Genomic DNA, 24,699 nt, shown 5'->3' on the forward strand with positions numbered 1-24,699 from the left:
CCTCGCCCTGAAGAAAGGTAATGAAGTTTATGGAATACGCAAGCGAAATGAACGGCATGGAAATCGCCATTATTGGTATGGCGGTCCGTTTCCCGCAGTCCCGGACGTTACACGAATTCTGGCATAACATCGTTCAGGGTAAAGAGTGCGTCACCTTCTTTAGCGAGGAGGAGTTGCTGGCCGAAGGCGTCGAACAGAGTACTCTGGACAACCCGGCCTATGTACGGGCCAAGCCCTATATCGAGGGCATATGCGACTTTGATGCTGCATTTTTCGGTTACAGTCACAAAGAGGCGCAGACTCTGGATCCGAAATCCCGCGTATTACATGAAGTTGCCTACCATGCGCTGGAAGATGCAGGCTATGCCCAACGTACCAGCGATCTGATCACCGGGGTATTCGTGGGGGCGTCAGAAGATGTGGATTGGCTACGGCGTTCGCTGTCACAGATTGGCGGCGATGCGCTGAATCGTTTTGAGTCTGGCATCTATGGTCATAAGGATCTGCTCGCACATCTCATTGCCTACAGTCTCAATCTCAACGGTCCGGTGTATAGTCTCTACACCAGTTGTTCGACTTCTCTGAGTGCAACGCATATCGCTTGCCGCAGCTTGTTGTTTGGCGAATGTGATCTGGCGTTGGCGGGTGGAATTACTATCGATTTACCGCAGAAGTCAGGCTACTTCTGTCAACAGGGCATGATCCACTCCACCGATGGCCACTGCCGTCCTTTTGACAGTCAGGCTTCTGGCACCCTGTTTGGCGATGGCGCGGGTGTGGTTGTGCTTCGGCGTTTGGAAGATGCTCTGGCAGCGGGCGATCGCATCTATGCGGTGATCCGGGGTAGCGCGGTCAACAATGACGGTAAACAAAAAATCGGTTTTGTCGCGCCTGGTCATGAGGGACAGAAGGCGGTCATTTGTGCGGCCTGTCATCTGGCAGAAGTAAGCCCAGAAAGCATCGGCTACGTTGAAACCCACGGTACCGGCACCCGTATTGGCGATCCTATCGAGTTCGCTGCGTTGACGGAGGCGTTCGATACTTCACACCGCCAATACTGTGCACTAGGGGCTGTAAAGGCGAATATTGGCCACACCCACGCGGCGGCGGGCGTGGCTGGGTTAATCAAGACGGCGCTGGTACTTCATCACCGGACCATTCCGCCGCTCGCCAACTATCAAATGCCTAACTCGAAGCTGGATCTGGCGCATTCACCGTTTTATATCCCGATACAGCCGCAGGAGTGGCCCGCATCGCGGATGCCGCCCCGCGCTGGCGTCAGTTCTTTTGGCATTGGCGGTACTAATGTGCATATGATTTTGGAAGGGCTGAATCCTGCGGTGCGCGATGACCATGACCAAGTGCGAGCACCGGTGTTTATCCCTCTCTCCGCGCCGTCTTTCGAGCAGTTGGATGAGCTGACGCAACAGCTTACCCCGTTGCTGGCTACCCTTGATGCGTCAACGCTAGCCTACACACAACAAGTGGCGCGCCCCGTGTTTGATTGCCGCCGAGTGATACAAGTGGAAAACGATGGTACGCAAGCGATGCTGGCATCGCTGGATAACCTAATGCCCGACGCTCCTTGGGGCCTACACTGTCCAGATCTACGTACTACGAACGATGGCACTTACGCACAGTGGCTGGCGCATTCGGCACATTATCAACGCGAAGCGACTGCTCTGACGGCATTACTCGACGGCATGAATATTCCCCCCGCTTATTGCCACGCTGAAACGTGGGCGGCACAAGCGAGCAGTAGCCTGCTAATCAGAGGCTGCCAGACTATCGCCGCGCTAAAAACCTGGATGAACCTGCTACCGACATTAACACTGCTGTCGGGTGCTGGAACAGGCCTTTTGCCTGCCGCTGCAGCCAGTGGCATGATTGCGACGCAAGACGTGTTGCATTTGCTGTGGGAAATGGAGCAAAAGGCGCTTCATCTCTGGCTTCCTGAGCGCCATGAACCTATCCCCGGCTACGTGCTGGCTTGGCAAGGAAATCCCATCACCGATGCACAGCGTAATGACAGAGGGTTTTGGAGTGAAGCGCTGTTGGCAGATACCCGAGAACTGGGGGAGGGCGTTCACAGTATCAACTGGGTTAGGCTGCCGCCGGAAATAAGAGAAGACGTTGATGTATTGCGCTACGTGGCGCAACTGTGGTGTGCAGGTATCAATGTGGATTGGGCCGTGTGGTACGGCACTCCGCTGCCGCAACGCGGGAGCGCATCAGCATATCCCTTCGCACACAACCACTACCCATTGCCTGGACGGGTAATGGGTAGTGTGGAGACCCAACCCGAAGCAGGACCCGAAACGCACCACCCTTATCAGGCACGTCCCGTGTTAAGCGTACCTTTCGTAGCCGCACACTCGCGGGGTATGCAGTATATCACAGGTCTGATGGAACTGTTGCTGGAAATATCGCCGGTCGGGGTGGACGACGACTTTTTTGAATTAGGCGGGCATTCGCTGCTGGTGACGCAATTGACCTCCCGTTTAGAACGCGATTTCAACGTACATATCGATCTTTTGACCCTGATGGAAAACCCCAATCCGCGCAATATCTACGCGCATATCGCGGCGCAACTGGGGGGCGAAGACAACCTCGAAATAGCCTGTCAGTAAAGGAGCTCAATGATGAACGTGGCGGTAATAGGTGCAGGAGTAATGGGAACTGGCGTCGCTCATAACATGGCGCAATACGGCATATCAACTAACGTTGTGGATATTTCTCAATCTCAGTTGGATAAATGCCGACAGATGATCGAAGCGAACTTACGCTTATATAATTATCACCCGCAGCATAAAAAAAAGACGCATAGCACAGCGGAGATAATGGAAAATATCCGTTTCACAACTGAGTTGGACGACATTGTAGAATGTGATTTGGTGATTGAGAATATTACTGAGGATATAGAGAAAAAAAATGCACTATACACACGGATGAATACGATCTGCGGCGCGTCGACAGTGTTTGGTGTTAATACGTCCGCCATATCTATCACTGCTTTGTCAAAATTAATGCGACATCCGGAGAATGTAGTTGGCGTCCATTTTATGAACCCGGTACCGCTGATGCACACCGTCGAATTAATCCGTGGTGTACATACTGCAGAGCGTACACTGAACATATTTCACCACTTATTTGCTCAGTTGAATAAAACCGGCATCGTGGTCAATGATTCTCCGGGCTTTGTCACTAATCGTGCCATGATGATTTTTGTTAACGAAGCCATATTTATGGTGCAGGAGCAGATCGCCCGTGCTGAGGATATCGATACGTTGTTTAAAACCTGCTTCGGGCACAAGATGGGGCCACTACAAACCGCCGATTTGATTGGCTTGGATACGATTTTGCAATCGTTGCAGGTGCTATATGAGAGTTTTAATGATGATAAGTATCGCCCCAGCTTTTTATTAAAGAAAATGGTCGATGCAGGGTATTTGGGCGTGAAATCAGGGCAGGGGTTTTATCGCTATCAACAGACGTACGCCGAGCAGTGATTCTGGGTTAACCAGATAGGGATATGAATATGAAAAAGCAAGATATGAAAGCCGCCATTCGGGAATTTCTTTCACGCTCATTACGTGGGCATACGTTGAACGATGATGACGATATTTTTTCTCTCGGGCTTGTCCATTCGTTATTTACTGTGCAAATCATACTGTTTATAGAAAAAAATTTTCAGGTTGAGCTGGAAGTGAGTGAGTTGAAAACAGAACAGATTGCTACCGTCAATAAAATAGTGGAGCTCATTCAGCAACAAACAGGCCTGGAGTAAACTATGTGCACTGAAAATTATGAGCTGGTTCAGCAAGAGGCAGTCCTGTTTGCCAAACAACATCTCGCCCTGGCTGCACAGAATATTGAACGTCAGCAGTTTATTGTGCCAGACATTATTTCTTGCGTGGCGCAGGCCGGGTACTTAGGTGCGTCAATCCCCCAAAAATATGGCGGACGAGGTTACGATTCTTATCAACTGTGCGCTTTGCATGAAGTGATGGCTGGGGTTCACGGTTCGTTAGAAAATCTCATAACAGTGACTGGCATGGTCAGCACGCTGCTGCAACGCGTGGGCAGCGCAGCGCAAAAAGCCCATTATTTGCCAAAGCTGGCAACGGGGGAATTGATCGGCGCGATTGCCCTCACAGAGCCGAATATCGGCAGTGACTTAGTGAACGTGGAAACAGAATTACAGCAGGATGGCGACGGTTGGCGGCTGAACGGGAAAAAGAAATGGATCACGCTAGGGCAGATTGCTGATTTTTTTATTGTTTTAATCCACTGTGGTAATCAATTAGCGACAGTGCTTATCGATCGCAATACCGACGGCTTTACTATCACTCCACTCAACGACATGTTGGGGTTACGCGGCAATATGTTGGCAGAGCTGCATTTTAATGACTGCCGCCTGAAGGAGGATGCATTGCTCGGTCCGCTCACCCCTGGGGTACCGCTGGCGGTGAATTTTGCGCTCAATGAAGGGCGGTTCACCACCGCTTGTGGCAGCCTAGGATTATGTCGGGCCGCTGTGGATGTGGCAGCGCGCTACATCCGCCAGCGTAAACAGTTCAAGCGGCGGTTATTTTCTCATGGCATTGTTCAGCACTTGTTTGCCACAATGCTGACCCAAACGCGCAGTGCGCAACTAATGTGCTTCAGCGCGGCGGAATACCGCGAAACGCTGCACCCGGCCATGATAAACCAAATCCTGATGGCGAAGTATGTCGCTTCCAAAGCTGCGGTGGACGTGGCCGGGAAGGCGGTGCAACTGCTCGGTGCGAATGGTTGCCATGCCGATTATGCCGTCGAACGTTACTACCGCGACGCCAAAATCATGGAAATCATCGAAGGGACATCGCAAATTCATGAGATCCAAATTGCGATGAATTACATGATGGGGAGTGAAGCATGACGAAGGATGTCGCACTGATGTTCCCTGGCTCCGGTTCGCAATATGTAGGCATGGCACGGTGGCTGTATGAGCGTTATCCGCAGGTGCGTACTCTGTTTGATGAAGCTAGCCAGATCACGGAACGGGACATGGCAGCGCTGTGCCTGTCGGGTACTTTGGTACAACTTGCTGAGCCGACGGCAATGGCGCTGGCTATCTATACCACCAGCGTGGCCCACTTTGTCGCGTGGCAGCAGTTTTTGGCGCAAACCGGTGTCCATGTCAACCTACGTTATATGTTGGGTCATAGTTTGGGCGAATATGCTGCGCTGACCTGTAGTGGTGCGCTGAGCTTTTCCCAAGCACTGGCGCTGGTGGCGATGCGTAGCCGTTTAGCCAGTGAGATCGCCAGCGAAATGGACGCGAGTACCACTATCATCAAGCAAGGGAATCAGGCACTGGTGGCAGCGGCGTGCGAGGTGGCGGAGCGTGAAACCCGACAGCAGGTCGGTATTGCCTGCTTCAATTCGCCGCAACAGTTTATGTTATCCGGACAAAACTTGGCCATTATCGCCGCCGAGCAATACCTGCTGGATCATGATCGCCAAGTCGAAGTAGTGCCGCTGATTGGTGGTGTTCCTTACCACAGCCCACTATTGAAACCTTGCGGACAGCAATTGCGCAAGGCGCTGGATCGCTGCGAATGGCGACGTCCGTGCTGCCCAGTGATCTCCAATGTCAACGCTCAACCCTATCCCGATACGGTCACGCCAGTCCAGTGGCTAGAACAACAGCTCTCTCAGCCAGTGCAGTGGCAGCGCTCTCTCACCTACCTGACAGGACACTTGTCACCGATCGCGATAGAGATCGGTCCGCAAAGTGTGCTGAAAAACCTGCTGCTGGAGAATCGCTATCCAGCACCAGTTTACGCATTTGACAATCGTCATGATCGTGCGCAACTAGCATTGGTGCTGGGGGATAACATGGCGGTGAAGACCGATCCGGAAGCCGTGCGCCGCCAACGCATCACGCTGCTCACTAACGCCCTGACAGCCACACGCCATCACCGCGCCGCCGATGTGGCTGCCAGTGCGCAATTGAAAGAATTGCTCAGTCGTTTTTTTGAGCGCATCCAGCAGATTGAGCAGCGCGGCACATCCAGCGAAGAGGACATTGCTTTTTTGCATGAGCTTCTTGAACAGGGATTTCAACTCAAAGGCAGTAGTCAGGCAGAAATCGACGCCTGCCACGCGCGGTTGGCTTCCGACAACGGCGGACAGGCGTAACCCGTCACGCCATTCTACGTACTTATCTCGCTTTGAAGGCCAGAGTTATGGAACAGCAAGGGATTATGAGACAGTTGCCCACCGACGACCAAACGATAGTCGACTATTTGTATCGTATCGCCGGAGAATATGGGGAAAAAACCGCTGTATTGATGGGGGACGCGGCGCTGAGCTATCACGATCTTAATGCACGCTCTAACCAACTGGCGCATTATCTGCGTGGGCTGGGGATCGGCGAGGATCGTGTGGTAGCTATCCGCCTGCCGCGCGGCATGGCAATGCTGATTGCCATTTTCGCTATTGTAAAAGCTGGTGGTGCCTATTTACCGCTGGCGTACAATGCACCGCGCAGCCGCATTGAAAATATACTGAGCAACAGCGGCGCTGTTTGTCTGATCGGTACTGACGATGGTGATCGCTGGCCGATTCCTCGCGTCGAAATCGACAGCGCGGCGGTCAGTGCCATGCCAACGACGGATCTGCGTTACCGACCACATGCGCGGCAACTGGCGTATATTATTTACACCTCCGGTTCCACCGGTGTCCCTAAAGGGGTGGCGACGGAACATGCAGCGCTGCTAAACCGAATTGTCTGGATGCAGAACGCTTATCCTATCAGTTCTCAGGACGTGCTGTTCCAGAAGACGGTGTACACCTTTGACGTCTCTGTCTGGGAGATGTTCTGGTGGGCGATGTACGGCGCATCTGTAGTGCTGTTACCGTCCGGACTGGAGAGCGATCCGCGAACCTTGGCTCGACTGATTCAGCGTCACCGCGTGTCGGTTGTGCACTTTGTCCCTTCGATGCTGAACCTGTTTGTCGAGTATCTGGAGATGAAACAGGATCCTCGTTTGACCGCCTCATTGCGATCAGTGTTTTCCAGCGGTGAGAAACTCACGGTCCACAGTGTGGCTCGCTTTTATCAATCGGTGGCGCAGGGTGATCTTATAAATCTCTATGGCCCGACCGAAGCAGCAATCGATGTCAGTCATCACCGCTGCCTGCGCGGGTACGACTACGACGATATCCCTATCGGTCAAGCGATTGACGGTTGCCGACTCTATGTGCTGGATGACCATGGTAATCCGGTAGCAGACGGCGAAGAGGGCGAACTGTATCTCGCTGGTATCGGGCTGGCACGTGGCTATCTCAACAACGTGGCGTTAACTGATCGCTGTTTTACTGTACATCCAACTTTGCGCCATTTAGGGAAACCGGAGCGGCTGTATAAAACTGGAGATCTGGTGTGGCGCGACGGGGAAAGCCAACAAATTCATTACATTGGCCGTAATGATTTTCAGATTAAAATTAGAGGGTTGCGCGTTGAATTGGGAGAAATCGAAGCCCATGCGATGCGTTTCCCGGGGGTACAGCAGGCAGTCGTGGTGGCGGATCAGGATGATCCCGATAATCAGTTGATTTACGCTTTTGTCGTCAGTAGCGTGCCGCTCAATTTGGCGGCCTTAATGGACGCACTGTCCAAAAACTTGCCTGCCTACATGCTGCCGAACCGTTTGTTGGCAATGTCAGAGTTACCACTCTCCGACAATGGCAAGTGCTGTCGTAAAACGTTGCTCGACTTGGCGCGGGCGTACTCAGCCAGTCGCGTCGATTTACGTGAAACTCCCGCCGTGCGCTACCTACCGTTGTCATCGGCTCAATCGTCGATGTGGTTTATGCAACAATTGGCGCCGCATACTGCACTATACAATAACCCCACCGCCTTGCTGCTTGAAGGAGAACTGGATCGCACGCGGATGGACGGCGCGATTCGTCAATTGATGAGTCGGCATACTCTGTTACGTGCTATGGCGGAAACCCACAATGGACAACCAGTATTGGCGGTGCCTCAGTGCGTATCGTCGCAGGCGTTGCTGACCATAGTGCCACTCCCCTCGGTGAGTGATGATAACGCGCTACAGGCGATGATCAACCAGCGTGCGGCACACCCCATGCCCTTAACGTCAGGCACACCGCTGTGCCGGTTTGAACTGTTGACGATCGATGACGATCGTAGCGTATTGTTGATTCATCTGCACCACATCATCAGTGATGGCTGGTCGAAAGGCGTTTTGTTACGCGAATTGCAGGCCGCATATAACGGTGAATCGCTGACGCCAGAACCGTTGTTGGAGTATGCCGACTACATGGAGTACCAAGAAGAGTGGCGTCAGAGTGACGCCTATCAGGACGCGATGCGTTACTGGCAAAATACCCTGGCGGGGACGTTGCCGATTCTTGATATCCCCACCGATCAACCGCGTCAGAAGGTGGCACGTTACCAAGGCGCGTTTGTTGCCTTCGCATTGTCTGCCAACACATGCGAGCGAGTGTTGGCGGCGGCGCGTGCGCAGCGCGTGTCGTTGTATAACTATCTGCTGACCGCCTTCGTCCTCCTGCTGCATCGTAATGCGCGTCAACAGGAATACATCGTTGGTATGCCGATTGCTGCGCGGCTGACGAAAGAACAGGAGCATATGATCGCGCCGCTGGTCAACGTACTACCGCTGCGCTTACCTCTTGACGAAGCGGCATCGTTTTCCGAGTTAGTACAGACGATCAGAGGTATTCTGTTTGCCGCTTTCAGGCACCAGCGTCTCGAATTTACCGACATAGTGCGCGCAGTGAATGTGGATCGCAGCGCCGGACATTTCCCAATATATCAGTGCATGTTCCAACTCGACAATATGCCTCTGGCGAGCCCGACACTAAACGGTGTCAACGTTACACCATTATTGTTGGATACCAGTGCATCTCAGGTGGATATTTCGCTAAGTATGCAGCATATCGATGGGCGCATCACCGGCACTTTCGAATACGACGCTGGGTTATACAGTGCGGATCGTATTCAGCACCTGGTGGCGCAGTGGAGAGAACTGCTAGATGAGGCCAGCAGCCAACCCACGCAGTTAGTCCGCGATTTGATTCGTTTCACCCCTCGAGAGCACGCTTGGCTGGCGCGGCACAACGCCACTGAAGTTGCTCTGCCGCCCGTAGATAACCTGCTGGCGCTAGTGTTACCGCACTGCCAGCAGCGCCCTACACAGGTGGCTTTGCGCCACGCTGACGACGCCATGACCTATGGCGAATTGCAACAGGCCACGATGCAGATGTGTACTTGGCTGCGTGCGCAAGGCGTAAAACGCGGAGAATCTGTCGCACTGCAACTGCCTTTTTGTTTCGAATTGATTATCGCACAATTGGCGATCCTCTCTTTGGGGGCGAGCTATGTGCCGCTGGATGGTAACGCGCCAGCGGCCCGCAATGCCCTGATCTTGGCGCAGGCAACGCCGTGCATGCTGCTGATGGCGCAACCGCTGGAATCCCCTCATGGGCTGACGATACCTTGGGTGCTAGTGCCTGACTGGCGTAGCCTGCTGACAGAAATACCGAACCTGCCAGTTAGTGTTGCGCCAGATGCTTTAGATTGCGATGCGGTAGTGATCTTTACCTCCGGTACTACCGGGCAACCCAAAGGCGTCCGACTCAGCCAACGTAATCTGGTCAACTTAACCGCATCCTTTATATCCAGCTATCAAGTGACGCATCAGGATGTTCTGCTACCCATTACCTCAGTCGCGTCTGCTAGCTTTGTCGGGGAGGTACTGCCGCTGCTCGCCGCTGGCGGTACCTTAGTATTGGCGCAAAAAGCGCAGAGTTTGGATAGTGATGCGCTCATTGCGCTGCTGGCATCTCAGCGGGTGACTATCCTGAGCACCACCCCATCGCTTTCTGCCAGCCTCTCTGTGCTGGCTCAGTCGATGGGATCGCTGCGCTTGTTTCTGTGCGGTGGTGAAGCGTTAGAGTATGAGCAGATAGCGCCGCTTCTGCCGCACATGGCAGTGGTTAACGGTTATGGCCTGACCGAAAGCGGTATCTGCTCGACCTACTTTCCTGTCGCAAAGCGTAGGGAGCAAGAAACGGGAGCATTGCCCATTGGCCGCCCGATTCAGAACACCCAAGCTTATGTGGTGGATGCATATAATCGTTTGGTACCGCCAGGTGCCTGTGGAGAACTCTGTTTCTCTGGTCTGGGCATTTCGCCCGGCTACCTTGATGCACGACAGGATCCCGAGCGCTTTGTCGAGTTGCCGGAATACCCTGGCGTTCGGGTGCTGAAAACTGGCGATCGTGCTCGTTGGGCAACCGACGGGATGTTGTTCTATCTCGGCAGACAAGATCGCCAAGTGCAGATCCGTGGATACCGAGTTGAACTGGGCGACATCGAAAGCCTACTGAAACAGCATCCGGATATTGCTGATGCGTGGGTCGATGTGCGACGCAATGCGGCGGCAACGCCGCTACTAGTGGCCTTCTATTGCAGCGTCAACGGCGTTGCGCTGGATGCTCAGCAATTGCGCGTATGGCTCAGCCTGCGGCTTCCGTTGCATATGCTGCCGTTGCTCTACGTGCCGCTGAGCGCCATGCCGCTAGGTGTAAACGGCAAAATCGATCCCCAGTGCCTGCCGCTGGTCGATCTGCGGCAGTTGGAAGGGCCGGGCGAGTATGTCCCTCCGGCAACCGAACTGGAACAGCGTCTGGCGGAGATCTGGCAGCAGTTGCTTGGCCTGGAGCGTGTCGGCACCACCACAAATTTCTTCGATCTCGGTGGACACTCACTTCTGCTAGTACAGATGCAGCAATACATCGGGCAGCAGTGCGGTCAGCACGTGGCGTTGGTTGACCTGCTGCGCTTCACTACCATCAAACGCTTGGCGGAATTTCTGCTGGCCCCGGACGCAGCGCAAGGGACCACAAGAGATCAGACACAACTGCGTGCGGCGAAGCAGCGTTTGGCCTTTGGTCACACGCGCTGGGCAGCCACAACCGACAGTCATCACTGATTCCACTGAATGAAACGCGTGATAAACCTGAATATAGGGGGAAAGCAACATGGCAGAGAATGATTTTGGTATAGCTATCATTGGGATGGCGGGGCGTTTCCCTCAAGCCGATACGGTACAGGCGTTTTGGGAAAATCTTCTGGCAAGCCGAGAGTGCATTTCCTTTTACAGCGATGAGGAACTGCTGGCGATGGGAATCAGCCCTGAATTTGTTCAGCACCCAGATTACGTCAAGGCCAAAGGGGAGGTAGCTGACATCGATAAATTTGATGCTGCTTTCTTCGGTATCGCACCCCGAGAGGCGGAGCTGATGGATCCTCAGCACCGTGTCCTGTTGGAAACCGCGTGGGCAGCCTTCGAAGATGCGGGCTATGTGGCTGCCGATTATCCGGGGGATGTGGGTATTTTTGCTGGCAAAAGCATGGATTCCTATTTGATGCTGAACTTGATGCCGCACTTTAAACGCGTTTTCTCTTCTGGCAGTTTGCAGGCGGCCATTGGTAACGACAAAGACAGTATCACTACTACCATCGCCTATCACCTCAACCTGCGCGGCCCGGCGATCACGGTGCAGACTTCCTCATCGACATCCTTGGTGGCGGTGTGCGTGGCATGCCAAAGTCTGTTGACTTGGCAGTGTGACATGGCGATTGCTGGCGGAGTAACGCTGGGGCCACCAGCAAAAACCGGCTACTTGTCGCAGGAAGGTGGGATCACCGCCGCCGATGGCCACTGTCGGGCGTTTTCCGATAACAGCAGCGGATTTGTGCCCGGCACCGGCGCGGGGCTGGTGGTGTTAAAGCGTGTTGATGAAGCGCTGCGTGATGGCGATAACATCTATGCGGTCATCAAAGGATTTGCCGTCAACAACGACGGTTCGGAGAAGATCAGTTATACCGCGCCGAGCGTGGATGCCCAAGCGCGCGCCATTGCTCAGGCACAGCGGTTGGCAGGTTTGACACCGCAGGATATCACTTATGTGGAAGCCCACGGTACCGGTACGCGTTTGGGCGATCCGGTTGAGTTTTCTGCGCTAAGCCAAGCCTTTGCGGGCGTGTCACAAAAGCAGTACTGTGCGCTGGGGTCGGTAAAAACCAATATCGGCCATTTGGATACGGCAGCGGGCGTCGCAGGGTTGATAAAAACCGCGCTGGCAGTGCAGCAGGGAATAATTCCCGCAACATTGCACTTTGAACGGCCCAATGCACAGATCGATCTGACCAATAGTCCGTTTTACATCAACACTACCTGTCAACCGTGGCAACCGGAAAGCGGCATCCGTCGCGCGGGCGTCACCTCGCTTGGCATGGGCGGCACCAATGCCCATGTTGTGCTGGAACAAGCGCCAGCCGTTGACTTGCAAGCGCGAGCGCCTGTACCTGCCTACAGTATTTTGCCGTTTTCTGCCAAGACCGACAGTGCCTTATCCTCGGGGCTGGCGCGTTTTGCCGATTTTCTGCAACATGAATCGCTGCCGGATAGGCGGGATCTGGCGTGGACACTCTCACAGGGACGTAAAGCCTTCGCACATCGCGCCGCGCTCGTAACCAGAGATCTACATGCTGCCGGGACGCTGTTGCAGCAGGCCGCGACAGCGCCGTTTGCTCGTGGTGTAGCGCAGACACAGCTCGGGCTGGGGCTGTTGTTTTCCGGGCAGGGTAGCCAATATCAGCGCATGGGCCATCAGCTCTATCAGGTTTGGCCGGCCTACGCCGATGCCTTCGACCGTTGCGCGACGTTACTCGAGCGTGAATACCAACTGGATATCCGCCATGAGTTGTTCAGAGCAGAAGTCTCGTTAGCCCAAGGCGAACGCCTTGCGCAAACCTGCCTCACACAACCGCTGCTGTTCAGCGTCGAGTATGCCTTAGCCCAATTGTGGCTCAGTTGGGGAATCACGCCAACGGTAATGATTGGTCATTCGCTGGGCGAATGGGTGGCAGCGACGTTGGCAGGCGTGTTCTCTTTAGAGGATGCGTTGCGCTTGGTGGCGCGTCGAGCAGAGCTGATGCATCAGGCACCAAGCGGTGCCATGTTGATGGTGGCGCTGCCCGAAGCACAGATTCGCGCACTGATTACCGCCCCGCTGGCGATTGCCGCTGTTAACGCCCCTGACTATTCGGTTATCGCCGGGCCTACGCCGGAGATCCTCGCCGTCAGCCAGCGTCTGACGGAGCAGAACATCATCAACAAACGATTGCATACCTCTCATGCCTTCCACTCTAGCATGATGCAAGATGCGGCGCAGGCGCTACGTCAGGCATTTGAGAATGTACGACTGAACCCGCCGACGCTCACCATCATCTCTACCGTAACCGGCGCGCACGTCAGTGCCGACACTCTCACCACACCGGACTACTGGATTGAACAGATGCTGATGCCTGTGCAGTTCTCCGCTGCACTGCAAGAGGCGCAAGCTACATTTGATGTCGATTTTCTGGAAATCGGGCCAGGTGCCACCCTGACCCAGCTGACCAACGGTCATGCATTAGGTGATCGTCTCGCGTTCAGCTCGCTGCCAGCAGGTGCCCGCAGCAGCGATGAGCACAAACATATCTTAGATACCGTGGCAGCGCTTTGGGTGCGAGGGCATAACATCGATTTGTCTGCGTTTGCAGGTGAGCAACCGCGCCGTGTCTCTCTACCGACCTACGCCTTTGACAAAATCCGTTACTGGGTCGACAGTCCAGAAGAACAGAGGAGCGCCGTAACGCCGGTGGCGGACGCGGGAAGTGTCATCCCTAGCGAACCGTCGGTGCGCCGTCAGCCGCGTCCGGCGTTTTCGGTGCCTTACGCGGCTCCAGAGAGCAAAACGCAGTGCGGCTTAGTGGCGATTTGTGAAGCATTGCTGGGAATTGACGGCTTGGGCATTGACGACAACTTCTTCGAAGCTGGCGGACATTCATTGATGCTGGGCATGTTGCTGGCGCAGGTACAGGAACGGTTCGCCGTCACTCTTTCCTTTTTCGACGTGATGGAGGATGCCAGCGTGCGCGCGTTAGCGCAGTTGGTCGAGCAGGAGCAGCAGGATGATGGGGGGGCCGCACTTGCCGTGCTAGTTAACGACATGATTAATGAGTGACGTTGGCAAAAGTATTTAACACAGCGAAAAGGAAAGGACGGTCATGACGATACATCATGCCGCATTGGCGCGAATGTTACCGGCGGAAAAAAAGGAAAAGCTATTACGACAGTTGGCGCAATCAGGCGTGTCGCCCAGCCGCATTCCCATCATCAAAGCGGATCCGGCGCAGGCAATCCCGCTGTCGTTTAATCAGGAGCGGTTGTGGTTTTTGCAAAAATACGACAGTACCGCCACTAACTACAACCTGTATGTGGTGTATCGTTTGCATGGCGTGGTGGATATGCCGATGCTCACGGAGGCATTGCGCCATGTGCAAGCACGCCACGCCATCTTGCGTACCCGTATCATAGTACGTAACGATCGGCCTTGCCAGGTGATAGATGATGCGTCTTCGTTAGTTCTCGATACGGTCACGCTGGCAGCGCAGGCCCCAACTTCAGCGCTAGATGCGGTAATTCAGCAGGTGATAAACACCCGGTTCGATCTGGCACGCGGTCCTCTGTGGGGGGTAACTCAGATTATTCAACCCGATCAAGGTTGTCATTTGGTGTTTTGCGCGCACCATATCATCATCGACGGTATCTCGTTACGGCTATTGTTCGATGAGTTACAGCAGCAGTATGCTCGATTGCATGCTGGTAATGAAACGTCGCTGCCTCCGCCGCCGCTGCAATATGCCGATTATGCCTTCTGGCAGCGCGAATGGTTCCAGGATACCTTGCTGGCGAACGAACTTGCCTACTGGCGTGCGCGTTTGCAAGACGCGCCTCTACTGTCGACATTTCCATCGCTGCACCCGCGCCCGGCACAACCCTCTACACATGGTTCCCGGTTCAGCATCACCCTGGATGAAACATTAAGCCTCGCGTTGAAACACGTAGCCCGCACGCAGGAAACAACGCCGTTCGTGCTGATGCTGACTGCCTTCCAACTGGTGCTGATGCGTTACGCTCAGCAACAGCGATTGGTGATAGGCATGCCAGTATCGGGGCGCATTCGCCCGGAATTGCAGAGTAGCATTGGTTATTATGCCAGCACTGCGGTTATCTACACCGATTTTAACGGGGTTGAGGTAGGGCGCGAGGCGCTCCAGCGTGTGAAGGCCAGCGTGAAAGAGACGCAGGGGCGCCAGCAACTGCCGTTTGAAAACTTGGTGAATATGCTGGATCTCCCTCGCAGCCTTTCCCATTCGCCGTTGTTCCAGATCCTCTATATCTACCATAACCACGTGACCCCACGCGCTTTTACCTTGGCTGGTGCGTATTGGGAGCAGGTGACGTATCACAATCAGACCGTCAAATACGACATGACAGTCGAGGTGTTCCAAAACGACGCCACGTTCGACGTCTCCTTTGAGTACGATTTGGGGTTATACGATGCTGATGTGGTGAAGCAGATTGCCGAGGCGCTGCGTCAGCACTGCTTATCGTTGACATCATCACTGGAGACCCCGATAAGGGCGATCCCTCTGCATGCACCGGAGACCGCAACGCCGCGGCGTGATCCGCTCAACGCCACTAACGTCCCGTGGCTCGGGCCGCAGGATGTGCTGCGTATCATTGAACAGCGCTGTGTGCAGCACCCAAAGCAACTGGCAATACAGCAGCATGACGGCACACTGACCTACGCTGAGCTCTGGGCGCGTGTGCAGTTCATCGCGATGCGTTTTCGAGCGCATGGCATACAACCGGGCGATCGTATTGGCGTGCTGTTGCCACGTCACAGGGATGTGATTGCAACCATGTTGGCGACGTGGTTTGTGGGGGCGTGCTACGTGCCGTTCGATATTCATCAGCCTGCCGCGCGTTTGCAACGCCTTATGCAACGCGCGCGTTTGGTCTGTCTGGTGGTCCGTCAGCCGGGAGAGTGGGGTGAAATTGTACAACTGTCGTTGCCGGAATTGATGCAGGACATGTCGAATACGATCCGGTATTCTACACCTTGCGCGCTGTTGCCGGATATGCAGGCCTACCTGTTGTTTACCTCCGGCAGTACCGGTGAACCTAAAGGCGTGTGCGTTGTTCACCGCGGGTTGCTGAACTTGTTGTTGGATATGCAGCGTACCTTTGCGGTTGGCCCGCAAGACCGGCTGCTCTCGGTGACGACGCCAACATTTGATATCTCATTCTTGGAGTATCTGTTGCCGCTGATCTCCGGTGCGAGTCTCTATCTGACAGAGGCGGAACGCGCCGCAGACAGCTTCCGTATGATTCCGCTGATTGCCGACTATCGACCAACGCTGATGCAGGCGACGCCCTCGTTCTGGCACGGGCTGTTGATGGCGGGTTGGCGTGGCGACCCGGAACTATGTGTGCTGGCAGGCGGTGAAGCGCTGCCAACGAAAGTGGCGGAAGAACTGTTGCGCTGTTGTGGTTCACTGTGGAACCTCTACGGTCCCACCGAAACAACCATTTGGTCGCTGAAATCGCAGATAACCCAAGCGGAAAACATCACCCTCGGCGCTCCCATTGCCAATACCCGTATATACATTCTGGACAATGAGGGCCATCCAGTGCCGCAAGGCGTTGACGGCGAGCTTTACATCGCCGGGGATGGTGTGGCGCAAGGGTATGATGGGCAGCCTGAGTTGAACGCACAGTTCTTCTTGTCAGAACCAGGGGTCCCCGGTGGCAGGATGTTCCGCACTGGCGATCTGGTCAGGAGTGATGCGCAGGGGCAGTTGTTTTTTGTTGGGCGCAAAGATAGCCAGATCAAACTGCGCGGTTATCGTATTGAGTTAGGCGAAATTGAACGGACGTTGGCACGGCATCCGCATGTGGACGCCGCGGTGGTGGCCTGTATTGAAAGAGCACCGTTACACAAAGCACTGGCAGCATTCATCATCACCAGCGAGCCTCCCTCGCTATTCGAGCAACTGAAAAACGAGCTTCGGCAGCAACTGCCAGACTATATGGTGCCAACGCTGTGGCAGAGGGTGGCCGACTTCCCGAACACTGACAACGGTAAAATCGATCGTAAGCGGTTAGCGGAAAATTTCGTTGCCGATAGCTCCCTTGTGTCGCCGCAGACGCAAGCGCTGAGCGACACGGAACAGATGTTGCTGGCGCTGTGGATGCGCTATTTGCCGATAAAAAACGTCGATCCTGAGTGCGATTTCTTTCGCTTGGGGGGACATTCGCTGTTGGCGGTAACGTTGGTAGCAGAGATCAACCGCACTTTTCACTGCGCCTTGACCCTGAAGGACATTTTCCACTACTCCACACTACGGGCACTGAGTGCGCGTATTGCACAGCAATCTATCACGGATGCTGCCGCGTCTCAGGATGACTGGGTGATAGTGCACGACCCTGAGCATCGTCATCAACCGTTCCCATTGACGGATGTTCAGCGCGCCTACTGGCTTGGACGACAGACGGGTGCTACCTCGATCGCGACCCACATCTACCATGAATTTGACGTAGAACACTTTAATGTTACGCGTTTTACCCATGCGGTGAATGCGCTGATCGCTCGCCATGAAATGCTACGTGCGCGGGTACTCCCCGACGGTACTCAGCAGATTCTGGCGCAAGTGCCGGCGTATCAGTTAGAGCAGCGCGATCTGAGTGCTTTGTCCCCTAACGCACGAAACGATGCCTTGATGGCGATCCGGGATCGGCTGTCGCATCATGTGCATCCCGCAGATCGTTGGCCGCTGTTTGATTTCAGTTATTCGGCTTGCACGGCGCAACATGGCCGCTTGCATTTCAGTCTCGATCTGCTGATTGCCGATGCTCTGAGTATGCGCACGCTACAGCAGGAGTTGATGATGCTGTACCGTGAGCCCCATGTGTCACTGCCGTTGCTACCGTTCTCTTTTCGTGACTACGTGCAGGCGCTGTTGGTAGAGCAGGCGAGTGAAGCCTATGCACGCGATCAGGCCTATTGGCAACGGGCGCTGCCGCAGCTGTATGGCCCACCAACGCTGCCCGTACAGGGCGATTTGGCGCAACTGTCTGCGATCAGGTTCGTACGTCGCCGTCATCGGCTGTCAGCCCACAACTGGGGAGTGCTGAGCGCGCTGGCCCAACGCACACGTATCACCAAGACGGCATTGTTGTTGACAGTCTTTAGCCAAGTGCTGGCACGTTGGAGCCTTAGCCCGACGTTTACGCTCAATCTGACGTTGTTCAACCGCCCGCAGGGTTACCCCAACGCAGAGGCAGTTATTGGTGATTTTACCGCTGTCAGCTTGCTGAATGTTTGTTACGACAGCCAGTACTCTTATGCCCACAACGCTCAGCGTATTCAGGTGCAACTGTGGGAAGATCTCGAACATCGTCGTTTCAGTGGGATCCGCGCCAGCGAGGCGCTGATCCATAGCGGTCGTTTCCATGCGCCGATGCCGGTGGTATTCACTAGTATGTTGGATATCGATGGGGAGACGACTGCGCAAGACCCTCGGGACACAACCCGTTTTACTCTGTGTCCGGACGCCAATATTACCCAAACACCGCAGGTGTGGCTCGATCACCAGGTGATCGAGTTGGCTGGGGAGTTGCATTTCAACTGGGACGCGGTCGAGCAACTGTTTGATACCACGCTGCTGGATCAGATGTTTGGTGCTTATTGTCATGCGCTGCAGGCGCTGGTTGCCATGCCGCAAAGTTGGTGGGGGGTAAATAGTTCTCTGGCGCTGCCCACCATTAGTGCACCGGTCACGCAGGCTCCTGCACCTACGGCCTTGTTGCACCATGGGTTACTGCGTCAGGCAGCACTGACGCCACAGGAAACTGCGCTGATCAGTCCTATCCGTGAATTGACCTATCGCCAATTGTCGACGGCGGCGGATCATGTGGCCCGCGCCCTGTTAGCGCTGGGCGTGCAGCATGGCGATCGCGTGGCGGTGGTGATGGAAAAAGGCTGGCAGCAGATTGCCGCCGTACACGGCATTTTACGACTGGGTGCGGTCTATCTGCCAGTGGATCCGGTGCTACCGCCACAGCGTCGCCAGCTTTTGCTGACGGTGGGCGAGGTGCGGGTACAAGTTACGCAGCCGGGTCTCACGCAATTGGAGCCGTCGCTGCCCGTGCTGATCATCGACGACGGAATGCTGGACACGCCTGCTGCGCCGTTGCCTGAAGTGGCTGAGGATGTCACGGATCTGGCCTATATCATTTTCACTTCCGGCTCCACCGGTACCCCGAAAGGAGTGATGATCGACCACCGTGCGGCCATGAACACGCTGGAAGACATCAACGAACGCTTTGGCCTCAATGCGCAGGATAGGGTGTTCGGGCTGTCATCATTGAGCTTTGACCTGTCGGTTTACGATGCCTTTGCGCCTTTTATGGTGGGTGCAGCGCTGGTACTGCCGGAAGCAGGACGGGAAAAAGATCCGCGTCATTGGCAGACAGTTATGGCACACGGTCATGTAAGCGTCTGGAATGCAGTGCCCGCACTGATGCAGATGCTGTGCGAATACCACAGCGGCGATCGGATGAGTTATCCGACGTTGCGTCTGGCACTGTTGAGCGGCGACTGGATCCCGCTAACGTTACCGGAGCAGATGCGCGAGCGGCTCAATGAAACGATGGACATCATCAGTCTGGGTGGAGCGACCGAGTGCGCCATCTGGTCGGTCTACTACCCGATAGGTGAGGTGGAATCGACGTGGACCAGTATTCCCTACGGTCGGGGTCTGCGCAACCAGCCAGTATACGTGCTAAATGCGCAACTGGAGGAATGTCCGGTCGGGGTGGAAGGAGAGATTTGCATTGGCGGGATGGGGCTGGCACAAGGCTACCTGAACGATGCAGAGAAAACGGCGGCGAGCTTTGTCTGGCGCGAAGCGAGTGGTGAGCGAATTTACCGCACTGGGGATCGCGGGCGCTACTTTGCTGACGGGCAAGTCGCCTTTTTGGGGCGCAACGATACCCAAGTGAAGGTGAATGGTTACCGTATCGAACTGGGGGAAGTCAAAAGCCACCTTGAACAGCTCGACAGCGTAGGGAGTGCCGCCGTGGTGTGCCACCAGGGACAGCTGTATGCCTTTATCACTGCCGCAGAAAACCTGCATCCTGACGATACTGACGCCCTGTTAGCGCGCGTTCGTGCTCAGTTAGCCGTGCAGTTGCCGTATTACCTGCTGCCCCAACATTTCTTTCTTCTCAAGGTGCTGCCGATGACAGGCAACGGCAAAATTGATCAGGCGGCAATGGTTCAAGAGGTTATCCAACGTATGTCGCAATCTACATCACAGAAGTCGAGGGCCCTCGCGCACGCCTCGCCCTATGAACAGCAGGTGGCCGCTCTCTGGTGCGAGGTACTACAACGAGAACAGATCGGACTGAATGACAACTTTTTTGAAGCGGGGGGCGGCTCAATCCAGATCGTGCTGTTGCATCGCCGTATTGAGGAGATTTTTAAGGTTACGGTACCTATTGCTGAGCTATTTCGCTTAACCACCGTGAAAAGAATTGCCGGTTATTTGCAGGCTATGCAGGACAATGCACGGGCGGTGAATCAAACACAGCAGCGTGATGCTTCCCGATCCCGCGCCCAGCAACGACTTGTACGTCGTCACCAGCGTCAGCGTTAAGGAAAAACTAATGACTTACAGTGAAAGCGATATTGCCATTGTTGGCATGAACTGCCGGTACCCCGGCGTGCACAGCGTTGCGGCATTCGAAACGGTGCTTCGCACCGGATGCAACATTTTGGACCCCAAAGTGACCCCGAGCAACGGCCACAATCACATTACGCTGAACAACGTCTATGAGCACATGGCGGAGTTCGATGCCAACTTTTTTGGCTACAGCCGTGCAGAAGCAGAAATCATGGATCCACAGCAGCGCGTATTTCTGACCTGTGCTTGGGAGATGTTTGAACAAAGCGGTTACAACCCGAAGCAGCACGATGCGCGCGTCGGCCTATATGCGGGCGTGAGTACCAGCTTCTATTTGCTTACTCACCTGATGAACAACCCAGACAAGCTTGCACAACTCGGTGGTCTCCAAATCATGGTCGGCAATGACAAAGATCATTTGACGTCCCAACTGGCTTACCGCCTGAATATTACCGGCCCTTGCGTGACGGTTCAGGCCAGTTGTGCCACCTCGCTGGTGGCAGTGCATCTGGCCTGCGAAGGGCTGCTGAGCGGTCAGTGCGATATGGCGCTAGCGGGTGGCGTCACGTTTCGCATGGAGGAGCAGCGCAGCTATGAATCGCACGGTGATGGGCTGCAAGCAGAGGATGGCCTGATTCATACTTTTGACGCGCAGGCGAGCGGTACGGTCTACAGCAGTGGTTTGGGCATGGTGCTGCTCAAACGGGCTACAGACGCGCAGGTGCAAGGGGATAACATCCTTGCCGTCATCAAGGGAAGCGCCATCAACAATGACGGCGGTGCGCGCAGTGGTTATACCGTGCCGGGTGTTGATGGTCAGGAAGCTGTGATGATTGAGGCGCATAGCTTGGCGGAGGTGACGCCGCAGCAAATTCAGTATCTAGAACTGCATGGCAGCGGCACGCCGTTGGGTGACGCTATCGAATTCGCGGCCATCAAACGTGTGTTTGGGACGCCAGCGCCGAATGCGACACCGTGGCGTCTGGGGGCTGTGAAACCTAACGTGGGTCACGTAGAAATGGCATCTGGCATCACCAGTCTCATAAAAACGGTGCTGAGTCTTACTAACCGGGTGTTTTACCCTACGCTGAATTTTCAACGGGCTAATCCGCAACTGGGGTTGGAGGACAGCCCGTTTGAAGTGGTTTCCCGTTTAACGCCTTGGCCGGAGGGCACCACGCCACGCACCGCTGGTGTGAGTGCGTTCGGATTGGGCGGCACCAACGCACATCTGGTGGTACAAGCGCCGTTATCGACGCCGCAGGCGAGGGCGCAGCAGATGGGGCCTTGTGTCGTTGTACTCTCGGCAAAAAACCACAATGCCCTGGAACAGATGCAAAACGCCCTGCTGGCGAAACTGGCCGCACATCCAGAGATACGCTTACAGGACGTGGCTTACACCCTGCGTCACGGGCGTTTCTCCGCCCCGGTACGTAAGTGTGTCATCGCAGAGAATTGCACCCAGCTAGCCCGACAACTCCGCGACGCACCGATGGTGGAGGCAACCACGGGTTGCACGATCTACTGGAGATTGGGGCACCGTTTCGTTGTTGCACTCGAGACGCTTAGTGACTGGCTGGCGTGCTCTGAGGTGTTGTCACAGGCGGTGGGACAACTGCTCGAGCATTTTCCGCTCGAACCAGCCTGTCTGCAAGATCTCTCCCCTGCGCAACGGACGTTTATCAGCCAGTATGCGCTGATCGCGTTGATTGACGAACGGGAAACGTTGAATGTGGTGCTATGCGGCGACGGTGATGGTGGCTATGCTGCCGCCGTACTACGAGGAGACTGCACACTAGAGCAAGCATGGCGCAGGTTGAATGCGGGCCAACCGTTTGATGATGTGCCGACGAATCCCCTCTTGCAGCCCGATGTCTGCTCTTTGATGCTGGACGACGCGGCGAGTGATGCCAATCGCACCGTGCTAGAGGCGTTAGGGCAGTTATGGTTGGCTGGCGTCAGCCTAGATTGGCGCTGGGTGGATGCGGCGGAGCGTATGTTGGGCAGTCAACGCATCGCCCTGCCGGGGACCGTTTTTACACCGCAGCGCTATTGGGTCGAGGCCGTACGGCCTGCCACGTTCTCCCACGAATCGTCGAATAATCTCTTATCCCGCGCAACAAAATCCGATATTATCGCAGTGGTGACGGAGATATGGGAATGCACGCTTGGTGTCAGCATTGATGATCACCACGCCAGCTTCTTCGAACTGGGTGGGCATTCGCTGTTAGCGTCAACCATTTTATATGATATTCAGCAACGTTACGGCATCACCTGTACGCTAAGCGCATTCTTTGCCGATCCCACCATCGAGGGATTAAGTTGCTATCTGCTCGAACAAGGCGGCAGTGAGACAGCGGTTTCAGCATTGCCTGATACGGTCTTTGCCCCTGACCAGCAGCACCTACCTTTTCCGCTGACTGACGTGCAACAGGCCTATTGGGTTGGGCGGCGAAAAGCCTTGGGATTGGGCAATATTTCCACCCATATCTATGTGGAATATGAACTACAGGGGCTAGATGAAACAGCGTTCAATCGCGCGCTCAATGCGGTGATTGCGCGGCACAGCATGTTGCGTGCAATTGTCAACGATGACGGTATGCAGCAGATATTGCCAAACGTGCCGGAATACCACGTTGCCTTCTATACCACCCAGTGCGAGGATGCGTTTCAACAGCGTTGCCGTGAGCTGCGTGACACCCTCTCACATCAGATGATTGATTGTAGTCGCTGGCCTCTGTTTCAGATGGAGGTCGTGGTTGATCCGCAGCAAAAAGCCCGGCTACATGTATCTATCGACCTGCTGATAGCCGATGCATGGAGTCTGGAGTTGTTCATTCGGGAACTAGCTTATCACTACCGCCATCCGCAGGCGGCATTGCCTACATTGACGTACAGTTTCCGCGACTATGTGCTGACCTTAAAATCCTACGAGAAAACGCCGCAGTTTGAACGGGCACGTGACTACTGGCGCGCCCGCATCGAAACTCTGCCGCCGGGGCCACGATTGCCGCTGCGTACCGACCCCACGAAGCTGGAAAACCCCACATTCGTGCGCCGTAGCTATTGTCTATCTCGTGCTATCTGGCAGCGCTTGAAAACGCAGGCGGGTCAGATGAGTATCACGCCTACTACACTGCTGCTCACGGGGTTTGCTCAGGTGTTGGCGCGCTTTAGTTCCTCGCCGCACTTTAGCCTTAACCTGACGCTGTTTAATCGTCTGCCGTTGCACGCAGATATCAATCACTTAATTGGCGATTTTACTGCACTGACGTTGCTGGAGATTGATATGTCGCAGGGAGAAACCTTGCAGGCGCGGGCAAACGTGATCCACTCTCAACTGTGGCGCGATTTGGATAACCGCTTGTTTGGCGGTATCCAGGTCTCTCGACTGCTGGTACAAACTCACCGCGATCCGGCGAAATCGGTGATTCCTATCGTGTTCACCAGCTTGCTCAATCAATATGATGCGAGCTGGGAAACGGATGATACGCTGTTCAACCAACCGCAGGATGATCTGTACAGTATTTCACAGACACCGCAGGTGTGGCTCGATCATCAGGTGATGGAGCGTAACGGGGAATTGCACTTTAATTGGGACGTGGTGGAACAATTGTTTGAACCGGCGCTAATGGATCAGATGTTCCAGTGTTATTGCCAACTCCTGCACGCCCTAGCCCAGCGACCACAGCTCTGGCATGAGACTCAAGATGTGCTGGCGCTGCCCACCGTTAGTGCACCGGTCACGCAGGCTCCTGCACCTACGGCCTTGTTGCACCATGGGTTACTGCGTCAGGCAGCACTGACGCCACAGGAAACTGCGCTGATCAGTCCTATCCGTGAATTGACCTATCGCCAACTGTCGACGGCGGCGGATCATGTGGCCCGCGCCCTGTTAGCGCTGGGCGTGCAGCATGGCGATCGCGTGGCGGTGGTGATGGAAAAAGGCTGGCAGCAGATTGCCGCCGTACACGGCATTTACGACTGGGTGCGGTCTATCTGCCAGTGGATCCGGT

8 protein-coding genes and 1 pseudogene are annotated in these 24,699 nt (G+C 55.0%); all 9 read left to right on the forward strand.

Annotated features, from left to right (window positions below; translation table 11 throughout):
• The first annotated feature begins 29 nt into the window (after positions 1-29).
• Positions 30-2,630 carry a colibactin polyketide synthase ClbC gene (gene clbC, locus DR88_RS04550; protein ID WP_025861912.1) on the forward strand — a complete coding sequence of 867 codons (2,601 nt, stop codon included), beginning with the start codon at positions 30-32 and terminating at the stop codon, positions 2,628-2,630.
• A gap of 9 nt (positions 2,631-2,639) precedes the next feature.
• A complete protein-coding gene (clbD, locus tag DR88_RS04545) occupies positions 2,640-3,509 on the forward strand; it encodes a colibactin biosynthesis dehydrogenase ClbD (protein WP_032443987.1) in 870 nt (289 codons plus the stop codon).
• Between the two features lie 29 nt (positions 3,510-3,538).
• Positions 3,539-3,787 carry a colibactin biosynthesis aminomalonyl-acyl carrier protein ClbE gene (clbE, locus tag DR88_RS04540; RefSeq protein WP_024199148.1) on the forward strand — a complete coding sequence of 83 codons (249 nt, stop codon included), beginning with the start codon at positions 3,539-3,541 and terminating at the stop codon, positions 3,785-3,787.
• A 3-nt stretch (positions 3,788-3,790) separates the two neighbouring features.
• Positions 3,791-4,921 carry a colibactin biosynthesis dehydrogenase ClbF gene (clbF, locus tag DR88_RS04535; RefSeq protein WP_004148955.1) on the forward strand — a complete coding sequence of 377 codons (1,131 nt, stop codon included), beginning with the start codon at positions 3,791-3,793 and terminating at the stop codon, positions 4,919-4,921.
• Positions 4,918-6,186: a colibactin biosynthesis acyltransferase ClbG gene (gene clbG, locus DR88_RS04530; protein ID WP_004148954.1), complete on the forward strand. Its 1,269-nt coding sequence runs from the start codon at positions 4,918-4,920 to the stop codon at positions 6,184-6,186. Before clbF ends, clbG begins: the two co-directional genes overlap by 4 nt.
• A gap of 47 nt (positions 6,187-6,233) precedes the next feature.
• Entirely contained in the window at positions 6,234-11,030 is a 4,797-nt protein-coding gene (clbH, locus tag DR88_RS04525; protein WP_004148953.1) for a colibactin non-ribosomal peptide synthetase ClbH, read from the forward strand.
• Positions 11,031-11,079: 49 nt separating this feature from the next.
• Positions 11,080-14,112, forward strand: a complete 3,033-nt coding sequence (gene clbI, locus DR88_RS04520; protein WP_004148952.1) for a colibactin polyketide synthase ClbI — start codon at positions 11,080-11,082, stop codon at positions 14,110-14,112.
• Between the two features lie 43 nt (positions 14,113-14,155).
• Positions 14,156-20,656 carry a colibactin non-ribosomal peptide synthetase ClbJ gene (gene clbJ / locus DR88_RS04515; protein WP_032443988.1) on the forward strand — a complete coding sequence of 2,167 codons (6,501 nt, stop codon included), beginning with the start codon at positions 14,156-14,158 and terminating at the stop codon, positions 20,654-20,656.
• Positions 20,657-20,666: 10 nt separating this feature from the next.
• A pseudogene (gene clbK / locus DR88_RS0126625) lies at positions 20,667-24,699 on the forward strand (colibactin hybrid non-ribosomal peptide synthetase/type I polyketide synthase ClbK); the annotation flags it as partial.

The sequence above is a fragment of the Klebsiella pneumoniae genome, from assembly GCF_000742135.1.
GTDB classification, from domain to species: Bacteria; Pseudomonadota; Gammaproteobacteria; order Enterobacterales; family Enterobacteriaceae; genus Klebsiella; species Klebsiella pneumoniae.

Bases quoted from the DNA above. Each gene is read 5' to 3' on its own strand.
- clbC (WP_025861912.1), top strand. From the start codon at position 30: ATGGAATACGCAAGCGAAATGAACGGCATGGAAATCGCCATTATTGGT.
- clbD (WP_032443987.1), top strand. From the start codon at position 2,640: ATGATGAACGTGGCGGTAATAGGTGCAGGAGTAATGGGAACTGGCGTC.
- clbE (WP_024199148.1), top strand. From the start codon at position 3,539: ATGAAAAAGCAAGATATGAAAGCCGCCATTCGGGAATTTCTTTCACGC.
- clbF (WP_004148955.1), top strand. From the start codon at position 3,791: ATGTGCACTGAAAATTATGAGCTGGTTCAGCAAGAGGCAGTCCTGTTT.
- clbG (WP_004148954.1), top strand. From the start codon at position 4,918: ATGACGAAGGATGTCGCACTGATGTTCCCTGGCTCCGGTTCGCAATAT.
- clbH (WP_004148953.1), top strand. From the start codon at position 6,234: ATGGAACAGCAAGGGATTATGAGACAGTTGCCCACCGACGACCAAACG.
- clbI (WP_004148952.1), top strand. From the start codon at position 11,080: ATGGCAGAGAATGATTTTGGTATAGCTATCATTGGGATGGCGGGGCGT.
- clbJ (WP_032443988.1), top strand. From the start codon at position 14,156: ATGACGATACATCATGCCGCATTGGCGCGAATGTTACCGGCGGAAAAA.